9 protein-coding genes and 1 tRNA gene are annotated in these 11,920 nt (G+C 56.9%); 3 read left to right on the top strand and 7 right to left on the bottom strand.

What is annotated here, in order from left to right:
- Positions 1–226: 226 nt before the first annotated feature.
- Complete coding sequence (locus PHD44_RS00720) at positions 227–994, bottom strand: tetratricopeptide repeat protein (RefSeq protein WP_300186852.1); 768 nt, start codon at positions 992–994, stop codon at positions 227–229.
- Positions 995–1,338: 344 nt separating this feature from the next.
- Between PHD44_RS00720 and dnaG the strand changes: the two genes are divergently transcribed.
- From dnaG to PHD44_RS00705, 3 genes are all read left to right on the top strand, one after another.
- Complete coding sequence (gene dnaG / locus PHD44_RS00715; RefSeq protein ID WP_300186848.1) at positions 1,339–3,018, top strand: DNA primase; 1,680 nt, start codon at positions 1,339–1,341, stop codon at positions 3,016–3,018.
- 285 nt (positions 3,019–3,303) lie between these two features.
- Entirely contained in the window at positions 3,304–5,127 is a 1,824-nt protein-coding gene (gene rpoD, locus PHD44_RS00710; protein WP_300186845.1) for an RNA polymerase sigma factor RpoD, read from the top strand.
- Between the two features lie 43 nt (positions 5,128–5,170).
- Positions 5,171–5,247 (top strand) — tRNA-Ile (locus PHD44_RS00705).
- 62 nt (positions 5,248–5,309) lie between these two features.
- Here the strand turns inward: PHD44_RS00705 and PHD44_RS00700 are convergent.
- The 6 genes from PHD44_RS00700 to murC form a co-directional block, all read right to left on the bottom strand.
- Positions 5,310–5,816 carry a hypothetical protein gene (locus tag PHD44_RS00700; protein ID WP_300186842.1) on the bottom strand — a complete coding sequence of 169 codons (507 nt, stop codon included), beginning with the start codon at positions 5,814–5,816 and terminating at the stop codon, positions 5,310–5,312.
- 349 nt (positions 5,817–6,165) lie between these two features.
- Entirely contained in the window at positions 6,166–7,311 is a 1,146-nt protein-coding gene (gene ftsZ / locus PHD44_RS00695) for a cell division protein FtsZ (RefSeq protein ID WP_300186839.1), read from the bottom strand.
- A 65-nt stretch (positions 7,312–7,376) separates the two neighbouring features.
- Entirely contained in the window at positions 7,377–8,627 is a 1,251-nt protein-coding gene (gene ftsA, locus PHD44_RS00690; protein ID WP_300186837.1) for a cell division protein FtsA, read from the bottom strand.
- Between the two features lie 42 nt (positions 8,628–8,669).
- Positions 8,670–9,485 (bottom strand): cell division protein FtsQ/DivIB, encoded by an 816-nt coding sequence (locus PHD44_RS00685; RefSeq protein ID WP_300186834.1) that lies wholly within the window; start codon positions 9,483–9,485, stop codon positions 8,670–8,672.
- 2 nt (positions 9,486–9,487) lie between these two features.
- A complete protein-coding gene (locus tag PHD44_RS00680) occupies positions 9,488–10,462 on the bottom strand; it encodes a D-alanine--D-alanine ligase (protein WP_300186831.1) in 975 nt (324 codons plus the stop codon).
- Entirely contained in the window at positions 10,455–11,915 is a 1,461-nt protein-coding gene (gene murC, locus PHD44_RS00675) for a UDP-N-acetylmuramate--L-alanine ligase (RefSeq protein WP_300186829.1), read from the bottom strand. Before murC ends, PHD44_RS00680 begins: the two co-directional genes overlap by 8 nt.
- Positions 11,916–11,920 lie beyond the last annotated feature (5 nt).

The raw sequence follows: 11,920 nt of genomic DNA, 5'->3' as shown, positions 1-11,920 counted from the left end.
CTAAGTAAATGCTGATTTATTCCATCCTTGGAATAAATCAGCTCGCTCATCGCGGTACACGCCCGCGATGGCTCTCACGAATCAAAGACTGACGTCTTTGATCGTGTTGGGGCATCCTGCCCCAAACGGGAAGCACTGAATAAATCAGCGCTTCCCTAAGCCCATTTACCAGCACCTGCATACGAAAAAGGGGCCGAAGCCCCTAACCCGGATCGAACGCGCATAATCAACGCATTGCGACTTTCTCGTAAGCGTCCAACGCCTTGTTCAAACGGTTCTTGCCGCGAATCTGCGCGGCGAGCTCCTGTCCCTTCTTGATCTGATCCGGGTTCATCTTGGGCAGCAGCTCCTTCATGGCAGCGACGGCGGCGGTATTGCCCTTTTCCACCAGTGGACGCAGCAACCCGTAGGCAGCCACCACATCCGGCTTGCTCATGCCCGTGCCGTCCGAATACATCCTGCCCAACGAATATTGGGCAGTGGCATAACCCTGATTGGCCGCAGCACGGAACCATTTGACAGCTTGCGTGTAGTCTTGCGGCACCCCGGTGCCATTCATGTACATCGCCGCCAGATTGCTTTGTGCCCGGTCATAGCCACGCTCGGCGGCGAGGCGGAACCACTTGGCCGCCAGGGTATAATCCTGCTTTACACCCTCACCGTTGTAATACATGGTGCCTAAAGCCAATTGCCCCGGGGCGAATCCCTGATCAGCCGCGCGCTGATACCAGGACAAACCCTTAGCCATATCTTTCGGTACGCCCTGCCCCACACAATACATATGGCCCAGAACATATTGAGCGAAAATATCCCCGCGCTCGGCTTTAGGCATCCAGCGCTCGAGGCTATTACCCGCATACAAATCTTCGGTTTTTGCCTCAGGAACAGGTACAGCCGCATGCTTTGCAGCTGACTTTTCAGCAGCCTGCGCCCACAAGGGCGTGACAAGCATCGTGGCCGCAAAACTCCATCCAACCCATTTTGACCATCGCATTGGAATACCCCTTTGAATCCTGCCGTTCGCGACCAATCAAAAACGATTGATCGGCTATTTTTTGTTGCTAGTTTGACCGCAAATTCAACAACACTCAAGCAACAAATACAAATTGCCCATCATCTTTAAGTAAACCAAATAACAATTTGATAATTATCATTTTTGCCACCAGACGAACACAAGGACAATCTGACAAAGAGGCAAGCGTTGGCGCAGCCGCAACACACCGTCAAACATCATTCGATTGACCAGCACCAATCACAGCGCCCGATTGACAAACCAAACGACAAAACTTCTCGACCGATCTCACCAGCCCGCTGGCGAGATTTGACGGTTACTCTACAATGCGCGACATGAGCTTCATCCCCGAATCCTTTATTGACGATGTGCTGGCCCGCACGGATCTGGTCGAGCTGATCAACGCCCAGGTGCCGCTCAAGAAAAAAGGCAAGGAATATGCGGCCTGTTGCCCGTTCCATCAGGAAAAAACGCCTTCTTTCTACGTAAACCCGGATAAGCAGTTCTATCACTGCTTCGGTTGCGGGGCGCATGGCAATGCCGTCAGTTTTCTGATGGATTATGAGCATCGGGATTTTCGCGGCGCGATCGAGGAACTGGCGATACGCGCAGGCATGACGCTGCCAGTCAGCGAAGTGGATCACAAGGCGCTGGAAGAACAGGCCGCCATGCTCGACAGCATGAGTTTCGCCAACACCCACTTCAAGCGCCAACTCCGTGCGCATCAGGAAGCGATCGACTACCTCAAGCAACGCGGCGTTAATGGCGAGACGGCGGCCTTGTTCCAACTGGGCTTCGCCCCCAATGGCAACCTCTTGCTGGCCCACTGCGAATCACAGCCGAAAATGCGTGATGAGCTACTGGAACTCGGTCTGATCGTGCAGAAAGACGATGGTGAACAATACGATCGCTTCCGGCGGCGCATCATGTTCCCGATCCGGGACAAACGCGGTCAGATCATCGGGTTCGGTGGTCGTATTTTAGGTGCGGGCGAACCCAAGTATCTCAACTCGCCCGAGTCGAGACTGTTCCATAAAGGCCAGAACCTCTACGGCCTGTATGAAGCAAGGCTCGAAGACGCCCGACCTGCCCGCGTCATCATCGTCGAAGGCTACATGGACGTGGTGATGCTGGCGCAACACGGCGTGCGCAACGTCGTCGCGACCATGGGCACGGCCACAACCGACGAACAGATACAAAGCCTGTATCGTTTCAGCCCTGCACTGGTGTTCTGTTTCGATGGCGATGCCGCCGGCCGCAGGGCCGCGACCAAGGCGCTGCACGCCGCCCTGCCCCATCTCACCGATGGTCGAGACCTGCGCTTTTTGTTCCTTCCCGATGGCGAGGACCCGGATAGCTTCATTCAGGCCAAGGGCAAACCGGCTTTTATCGAGCTGATCGAGCACCACAGTCTGTCGTTCGACAATTTCATCCTGCAACTGCTCGATCAAATGGAACCGGGGCAGGACACGGCGGCCATGGCGAAAAAATCCAAGCTGGGCAACGACTGGATTCGCCCCCTGCCCGACGGCGCGCTCAAACGCATCACCCAACGCCGCATCAACGAACACACCGGCGTGTGGCGTGCGGCTTACAAAAAAAACGCAGCGCCCAACGAGCCCGTCTTGCCGCGCAGCAAACCGCAAAGTTATGCCAAACAGACCCTGATTCTCTCGATTGTGCTCAAACACCCCGATCTGTTGCAGCGGGTTCTGGCACCGGAAGTCTGGTTCAACGCCAGGATTCCCGAAGGGTTCCGGCTGCTGGCATCACAACCGCGTACGCAGTGGGTTCAATCGGCCACCGAGTTCTGGGGAGCGGAAGAAACGAAGACCGCGCTCGCCATCGAATTTCAGGGCATAGAAACCTCCGAAACCGCACAGGACATCCTCCACGACACCCTGATCCAACTGCATCGTAGCGAGGCGGATGCCGCCAGCAAACAGGCATCACGGGAGGCGCTCGCGCGCTTCATGGCAGAGCAAGGCAAAAATCACAAGTCATAGGGAAGCGCTGATTTATTCAGTGCTTCCCGCTTGGGGCAGGATGCCCCAACACGAACAAAGACGGTCAGTCGTTGATTCGTGAGCGCCATCGCGGGCGTGTACCGCGATGAGCGCGCTGATTTATTTCAAGGAGGGAATAAATCAGCATTTACATAGGGATTGAATTACCGCACATTGACCATAAACACCTTAAGTCCAATGAACCCTCAGAAACTGCGGCAATTTTTTTTAGAGCCGCTATAATCTACGGTTCGAAAATTTACGCCAAACAGGTGAATGCCGCACATGTACGAAGACCAGCAGGCCAGCATCAAATCACTCATCGCTCGCGGCCGGGAACAGGGCTACCTAACCTACGCGGAAATCAGCGACCATTTACCCGAAGCCCTTGTCGATGCCGACCAGATCGAAGACATCATCGGGATGATTCAGGAAATGGGCATTTCCGTTTCCGAAGTCGCACCCGATGGCGATGATCTCGGCCTGGCCGACGAATCCCGCGCTGCCAGCGACGAAGATGCCACCGAAGAAGCGGTTGCCGTGCTCGCATCTCAAGTCGATGCCGAGTTCGGCCGCACCACCGACCCTGTGCGCATGTACATGCGCGAAATGGGTACGGTCGATCTGCTCAATCGCCAGGGTGAAATTGAAATCGCCAAACGTATCGAAGAAGGCTTGATCGAAGTCACGCGCGCGCTGGCTTTCTATCCGCCGACGATCGAAACGCTGCTCGAACACTACGCCCGGATCGAAGCCGGTGAGCTACGTATGCAGGATGTCATTGTCGGCATCATCGAGCCTGAAGTTGAAATCCCCGAAGAGGCCGAAGAAAAGCCGTTGGAAGTGATCGAGGGGAAAACAAGCAAAACCGACGACGACGAGGATGAAGACGACGATACCGAAGAAGAAGCGGTAGTCGACAACACGCTCGACCCTGAACTCGTACGAACCCACTTGATGGAAATCAAGCGCCTGGCCGAAAATATCAACGATCGCTCGCCGGAATACCTTGCCAGTCTTGCCGACCAACTGGTCCAGCTCAAGCTCAACCCGGCGTTCAATGAAAAACTGCTCGAACAGATTCGTCAGGCCATCGCCCGGATTCGTCTGCTTGAAAAGCAAATCATGCATCAGGCCGTCGAAAAAGGTGGTCTCAAGCGCGAAACCTTCATCGAAGCATTCCGCAGCAACGAGTCGGATATCGGCTGGATCAACATTGCGACCAAAGGCAAGCCGACGGCTAAATTCATTCAGGTTCAGCCGGAAATCGAGCGGCTGCAAAAACGGCTGAACACCGTCGCGCGCGATAGCAAGCTGACTGTGGCACAAACCCGTGAAGTCCATCGTCTGATTACCTTGGGCGAAGCCAAGGCGCGTCGCGCGAAGAAGGAAATGATCGAGGCCAACCTGCGTCTCGTGATTTCCATCGCCAAGAAATACACCAACCGTGGCCTGCAATTCCTGGATTTGATTCAGGAAGGCAACATCGGCCTGATGAAAGCGGTCGACAAGTTCGAATATCGCCGTGGTTACAAGTTCTCAACCTACGCTACCTGGTGGATTCGCCAGGCCATTACCCGTTCGATCGCCGACCAGGCGCGCACCATCCGTATTCCGGTGCACATGATCGAAACCATCAACAAGCTGAACCGCATCAGCCGTCAGATGTTGCAGGAAATGGGACGGGAGGCCACACCGGAAGAACTGGCCGAGCGCATGGACCTGCCGGAAGACAAAATCCGCAAAGTGCTCAAAATCGCGAAAGAACCGATTTCCATGGAAACCCCGATCGGCGAGGATGACGACTCCAATCTGGGGGATTTCATCGAGGATCAGAGCGCTATTTCGCCGATGGATTCGGCCACCAATGCCAGCCTGTCCGAGATTGTGCGTGAGATTCTTGCATCCCTTACCCCACGTGAGGCCAAGGTGCTGATGATGCGCTTCGGTATCGGCATGAACACCGACCACACGCTAGAAGAAGTCGGCAAGCAATTCGATGTCACACGCGAACGCATCCGCCAAATAGAGGCCAAGGCGCTGCGCAAACTGCGTCACCCGTCTCGTTCCGAGCGGCTGCGCAGCTTCATCGAAATGAATATCGACTGACCTCTAACGGAAAGTCACGCGGCACTCTGTCGCGCACCTCTCAGGGCCTATAGCTCAGTTGGTTAGAGCAGTCGACTCATAATCGATTGGTCGCAGGTTCAAGTCCTGCTGGGCCCACCAAACAAAACCCCCGAACTGGCAGAACCAGGACGGGGGTTTTTATTTAGCAAGAGCAGATGAAATCAGTGCTCGTAACCTTCTTCCTTGGGATTGTAGATCACCCGATACAGGGTGAAGTTGCTGGAGACAAATCCACCGCCACCGACGAAGGTGAGCACGCCTTGCCCCTTGTAGCGGTATTCCAACCGGGCGCGATCACTACCGAAGTAGAAGGGGATCCAGATCTTTCCAGTCATATAGGATTTTTGATCCGTTGGTTCACCAATTAAATCGGTGACCTGTTTCGAGGACATGCCGAGCTTTAACTTGGCAAATGGACTGTTGCGCGGTGGGTTGCCGTAAATACCGCGTTTTGATTCCGCCTCAGTCGCTTCTGTGTAGCTTCCTTGTGCTGCGGGTTTGCTCTTGGCAGTTGAAGAAGGCGCTGAGGCGACCTCCTGCGGTTTCTCATTGGGGCTTTCCTGCACCTGATCCGATTTACTTCCTTCGGTCAGATGCGCTACCTGAGCACAGCCGCTCAAGGCTAAAACACAAGTCAACGCAGTCCATAAGCGCACATTCATTTCCATAATCTCCACTCCTTTGCTCTCTCTGCTTTAAAAAGATAGGTTGGCGATTATATTGCAAGTAACAAAAAAAACCGCACGGCAAGCCCAACCTTGCTGCGCGGTCGATGACATCACTTCACCCGTCCTGCTCCGGAGACGACAGAACCGACCGGATGAATGACGGCCTTTTACCCAACCATGTGGCCAAAACCCAAGCTTAAAATCAGGGCGTCCAGATGCCGTGCTTCAACATCTATTCGATGCCGAAACGCGAACAGGAATTCGCTGCAGCCCTCGACAGGGCGGCACATGCCTTCGCATGCCGCACTCTCGTCAGTATCGCGGGTTTAACCAACCTTGACTCAATGGGTTAGTCCGCCTGTTGACGCAGGAACGAAGGAATATCGATCACGTCCATATTGATCGCGGTATTCCCGCGAACCTGGGCCACGGCATGACGTACCGGCGCTGCTTGTGCTTCCTGCTCTGGAACAGCTGCGCGCGGGCTCTCGTTGTGCACGACGACACGAGGTTTGCGCTCTTCTGCGATCGCGGTATTGCGTACCAGTCCCGTTGCGACCAGGGTGACACGCAGCGAACCTTCCAGACTTTCATCAATCGCGGTACCGACTTTGACCAGCGCTTCGTCGCCTGCCAGTGCCTGTACCAGTTCACCGATTTCCATGAATTCGCCAATCGAGAGATCCCCGTTCGACGATACGTTGACCAGAATGCCATCGGCGCCGGTGAGGTTGATGTCGTCGAGCAGCGGGCTGTGGATGGCGGCTTCGGCGGCTTCGGCGGCACGGTTGTCACCGTGGCCGATACCGGTACCCATCATGGCGGTACCTTTTTCGGTCATGATGGCGCGCACGTCGGCAAAGTCGAGGTTGATTTCACCCGGACGGGTAATCAGTTCGGAAATGCCGGACACGGCGGTATAAAGGACTTCATTGGCCGAGGCGAAGGCATCTTTCAGCGAAGCGCTCTTGCCCATGACGGCGGTGAGCTTGTCGTTGGGAATCACGATCAGTGAATCAACCTGTTTCTCGAGTTCGGCAATGCCTTCGAGCGCGGTCTTGGTGCGTTTTTTCCCTTCAAAGCTGAACGGACGTGTCACCACGGCGACGGTCAGGATGTTCATATCCTTGGCGATCTGTGCAATGACAGGGGCTGCACCCGTGCCCGTGCCGCCGCCCATGCCAGTCGTGATGAACAGCATGTTGGCATCCTTGATGGCTTCCTGGATCTGTTCGCGATCTTCCAGCGCGGCCTGACGGCCGAGCTCGGGATCGGCGCCGGCACCAAGACCCTTGGTGATATTGCTGCCGATTTGCAGCTGGGAATGTGCCTGACTCTTGCGCAGGGCTTGGGAGTCGGTATTCGCGCAGATGTAATCGATGCCTTCCAGTTCTTTGGTCAGCATATGGGCCACGGCATTACCGCCGCCGCCGCCAACGCCGATGACCTTGATTTTTGCGCCTTCGTGCTGAATTTCTACCATATTCCAAGTCATGATGTCGTCTCCTTCAAACAATTAAAAAATTCAATGGATTGGGCCATTGAGGGGATGAAAACAGGTTAAAAATGTTCCTTGAACCAGCGTTTGAGCCGGTCAAGCGCGGGTTCAGCCTGCACGCCGACGGGCGCAGGGATTCCGCCCTGAGCCTCCAGTCTGCGTCCGTGCAGGATCAAGCCGACGCCGGTCGCGTTGGCTGGATTCTTCAATGCGTCGTGGTTGCCACTGATGCCTTGCGGCAAACCGAGGCGGGTGGGCATTTGCAGAAAATCTTCGCAAAGCTCCACCAGGCCGGGCATCACGGCGGTTCCGCCGGTGAGCACCACGCCCGCGTTGATCATTTCGTTATATCCGGAGCGGCGGATGGCTTCCTGGATATAGCCCAGAATTTCTTCCACGCGCGGACGGCAAATGCGCATCATGGTGTCGCGCGAAATCCGTCGCGGCTGACGGCCGCTCACACCGGGCACTTCGATTTCTTCGTCCTGCGCCCGATCGTCGAGCGGGTGCAGGCTGGCGAATTTTCGCTTGATTTCTTCCGCCTGCGCGGGCGGTGTGGTCAAACCATAGGCCAGGTCATTGGTAATCTGCTCGCCAGCAATCGGCAACACGGTGGTGTAGCGCAGCGCGCCTCGGGTATAGATGGCGATATCAGTGGTGCCACCACCGATATCGATCAGGGCGACGCCCAGCTCTTTTTCATCGTCGTTGAGCACCGCCGTGGCCGCAGCAATCGGATCGAGTACGGTTCCCGTTACGGCCAGACCACAACGCTCCACGCACTTGACGATGTTTTGCACGTTGTTGGTGGCCGTTGTGACGATATGTACGTCGGCTTCCAGCCGATGCCCTGTCATGCCTTGCGGCTTGCGGATGCCGTCCTGTCCGTCGATCCTAAATTCCTGCGGTTCGCTGTACAGAATCTGCTGCCCGTCCGGAATCTTGACGGCCTTGGCCGACTGCACGACTTGCTGGATGTCCGCTGCGGTAATCTCTCGGCCGGCGGTTCCCGTCATGCCTTTGGAATCCATGCTGATGACATGATCTCCGGCCACGCTGACCCAGACCGAACCGATCTCGCAATTGGACATGGCACCGGCGGCATCGATCGCCCGCTGTATCGCGAAGGATGTCGATTCGATATCCACGACCGAACCACGCCGCAGCCCCTTATTGGTGGGCGATTGTCCGAACCCGATCAGACTCAGGTTGCCATCGGCGTCGTACTCACCCACCAGTGCGGCGACCTTGCTGGTGCCCACATCCAGGCCGACCACCAAATCCCGTTCTCCCTTTCTCACTGCAATTGCCATGTGCTTATCTCGATTTCCAGGTTAATTGCCAGGTTGTTGGCATCATTTCTTTTTCTCCGCTGCCGCAGGCGGATTGCGCCACTGCACCGAAAATCCGTTGGTGTAGCGCAGATCGATCACTGCGATCTGATCGAACTTGCCCGCCAGCGTTTTGGGATAAACATCCAGCAAACGCTGCAATCGTGATTCGATCTGCTCCGTACCCAGACGGATTTTCGTGCCGCCCTGCAACATCACATCCAGCGAACCACGGGAGTTCTCGATCAATCCCGTCATCTCCAACCCTTGGGCCGCCAAGGCGGGTTTGAGCGACAGATAGCGCTCCCAGACCGCCCATTGGCGTCCATCCGGCCCGCTCAAGTTTGGTAACGCCTCGGTATTCACCAGACCGCGCGACATGCCGTTGGGTTGGAAAACCGAACCATCGGAATCCAGCAACTGGTCGCCCTGCCAACGCGCGATCGGGTGATGAATCGCGATCTCCACCACCAGGGTATCCGGCCAGACCCGACGCACATCGGCGTGGGTCAGCCATGTGTTCTTCAGCAACTGCGCCTGTACGTCGGCAAGATCGACCCGCCAGATGTCTTCGCCCTTGACTCTGCTTAATTCCTGCCGAACCCAATGGGCGCTCGCCTCGGGTGTCGCGCCTTGCACAACGATGTGCGTCACCGGCACCTGAAGCTTCTGCCAGAAGCCCCAACCCGCCAGACCCAGCAAGCCCAACAAGGCGAAGGTGATTGCCCAGTTGAACAGCACCGCAAGCAGACGTACGGCCATTTGCGCAAACGCATCCCACTGCTCGCGGAGTGTTGGCGTTTTTGGTCTGGCCTGAACGGGACGTGCTGCAGCGGCCATCGTCAATCGCGTTCCCGATCATCGGCGACGTCCTCGGTTGATTTCGACCCGGCAGGCAGCGTCTGCGCCAAAATGCCAAGACACAATTCCTCGATCCCGATCCCCACCGCCCGCGCCGCCATCGGCACCAGCGAGTGATCGGTCATGCCCGGCACGGTGTTGACCTCGATCAACCAGTTCTGACCTTGCTCATCACGCATGAAATCGACCCGTCCCCAACCCGATCCGCCGATCTGTTCGAACGCCTTGAGCGCGATGGCCTGCATGTCGGTTTCTTCCTCTGAACTCAACCCGCTCGGAATGGTGTATTCGGTATCGTTTGCCAGATACTTGGCGTCGAAATCGTAAAAATCGTGCGGTGTGGAGAGTCGAATCACGGGTAATGCGCGGCCACCCAACAATGACACGGTGTATTCGCCACCACGGATGTAGCGCTCCATCATCACCTGTCCGAAACGCGCCGCTTCGCGGAAAGCAGCCGCCAACTGATCCGGGCGATCCACCTTGGCGACACCCACGCTCGACCCTTCAGCCACCGGTTTGACCATTACCGGCAGGCCAAGGGATTCGAGAGCGTGTTGCGCTTCGGCTTCCGTTGAAACAATGGCCCAAGTTGGCGTCGGCAAGCCTTCCCCGCGCCAGATCCGCTTGCAGGCGAGCTTGTCCATGCCAATGGCGGAACCACCCATCGGTGTGCCCGTGTACGGGATACCCAAGAGATCGAGCAGGGCCTGAATCTGCCCATCTTCGCCGCCACGCCCGTGCAGAATGATGAACGCACGGTCGAATGGCTTGGCCTGGTGCGCGGCCAGTAATTCGGGCAGAAAATCCCGTCGGATATCCATGGCTGTGACATCGACACCGGCCCGTTGCAACGCACCAAGGACGGTCTCGCCACTTTTGAGTGAAATGACGCGCTCGGACGACCACCCGCCCATCAGCAACAACACGCGACCAAATACGGCGGGATCATGCATGGCCCTGCCCTCCATACCGATTCAGCAGCAAGGCTGGCAGGCTGCCGACATTGCCGGCGCCCAATGTGAGCACGAGCATGGGCTGCACCAATTCGTTGTCCGGAATGATGTCCGGCAGCACTGCTGCCGCCTCATCCGTGCCTGTAACAAACACCGGATCGACCTGACCACGGTTACGAATCGCGCGTGCAAGGCTGCGTCCATCGGCACCGGGAATTGGCGTTTCGCCCGCAGCGTACACATCCAGCAAAATGAGGTGATCGACCGTGGATAGCACGCGCACGAAATCCTCGAACAAATCGCGGGTCCGGCTGAACCGGTGCGGCTGGAAAATCACGACTAAACGAACATCGGGCCATGCCGCACGGACAGCTTGAAGCGTGGCCTCCAGTTCGCGCGGATGGTGGCCGTAATCGTCGATGAGCGGCAGTGTTTTGCCTTTGATCGACAGCTCGCCACGACGCTCAAGCCGACGACCGACACCCTCAAAACCGCTCAGCGCCTGCAAAATGGCGGGCACCGGCACACCCAGATCCTGCGCAACGGTAATTGCCGCCAGCGCATTGAGCACGTTATGCCGCCCAGGCATGGCCAGACGACAGTCAAACTGAGTCTGGTTCGGCAGGTTGACCACGAAGCGACTGCCAAAACCATCCGAGTGCACCTCGGTCGCTCGCACGTCGGCGGGCTGCTCGATGCCATAGGTCAAAACCTGTCGGCCAACCCGCACCGCGATACCCGCTGCGACCGGATCATCGGCACAGAGCACCGCCAATCCGTAGAACGGCAGGTTGTGCAGAAACTCGACGAAGTGATCGACCAAGCGCTCGAAGTCGCCTTCATAGGTTTCAAGATGATCGGCATCAATGTTGGTCACGATGGCGACATGCGGTTGCAGGTGCAGGAACGAGGCATCGGACTCGTCCGCCTCGGCCACCAGATATTCTCCGCGACCCAGCCGTGCGTTGGACGAACTGGACAGCAGCTTGCCGCCGATCACGTAGGTCGGATCCCAGCCTGCTTCGGCCAGAATTGCCGCCAGCAATGAAGTCGTTGTGGTTTTGCCATGCGTACCCGCCACGGCAAGACCGATCCGAAAGCGCATCAGTTCGGCCAGCATTTCTGCACGGCGAACAATCGGCAGGCGTTTGGCCTTGGCCGCCGCCAGTTCGGGGTTATCCGCCTTGACTGCTGTGGAAATCACGATGACATCCGCATCAGCCACATGTTCAGCCGCATGGCCGATCTGTACCGGAATGCCGAGTTGGCGCAAGCGGATGACCGCTGCGGATTCCGCCACATCCGAACCTGTCACGGTGAATCCCAAGGTTTTCATCACCTCGGCAATCCCGCTCATCCCCGCACCGCCGATACCGACAAAATGCAGGTGCCGAACTTTGCGCATACGGATATCGGCGACGGGGCGATGGGTGCCCCCGACTGAATTAATCATGGCGG

This window comes from Halothiobacillus sp., from assembly GCF_028710545.1.
Taxonomy (GTDB): domain Bacteria; phylum Pseudomonadota; class Gammaproteobacteria; order Halothiobacillales; family Halothiobacillaceae; genus Halothiobacillus.
Note: the sequence above shows the minus strand (reverse complement) of the source record. Positions and strands in the feature narration are given on the sequence as shown.

Excerpts from the sequence above, each read along its gene's own strand:
- PHD44_RS00720 (WP_300186852.1), bottom strand. The coding sequence starts at position 994 with ATGCGATGGTCAAAATGGGTTGGATGGAGTTTTGCGGCCACGATGCTT.
- dnaG (WP_300186848.1), top strand. The coding sequence starts at position 1,339 with ATGCGCGACATGAGCTTCATCCCCGAATCCTTTATTGACGATGTGCTG.
- murC (WP_300186829.1), bottom strand. The coding sequence starts at position 11,915 with ATGATTAATTCAGTCGGGGGCACCCATCGCCCCGTCGCCGATATCCGT.
- PHD44_RS00685 (WP_300186834.1), bottom strand. The coding sequence starts at position 9,485 with ATGGCCGCTGCAGCACGTCCCGTTCAGGCCAGACCAAAAACGCCAACA.
- rpoD (WP_300186845.1), top strand. The coding sequence starts at position 3,304 with ATGTACGAAGACCAGCAGGCCAGCATCAAATCACTCATCGCTCGCGGC.
- ftsA (WP_300186837.1), bottom strand. The coding sequence starts at position 8,627 with ATGGCAATTGCAGTGAGAAAGGGAGAACGGGATTTGGTGGTCGGCCTG.
- PHD44_RS00700 (WP_300186842.1), bottom strand. The coding sequence starts at position 5,816 with ATGGAAATGAATGTGCGCTTATGGACTGCGTTGACTTGTGTTTTAGCC.
- PHD44_RS00680 (WP_300186831.1), bottom strand. The coding sequence starts at position 10,462 with ATGCATGATCCCGCCGTATTTGGTCGCGTGTTGTTGCTGATGGGCGGG.
- ftsZ (WP_300186839.1), bottom strand. The coding sequence starts at position 7,311 with ATGACTTGGAATATGGTAGAAATTCAGCACGAAGGCGCAAAAATCAAG.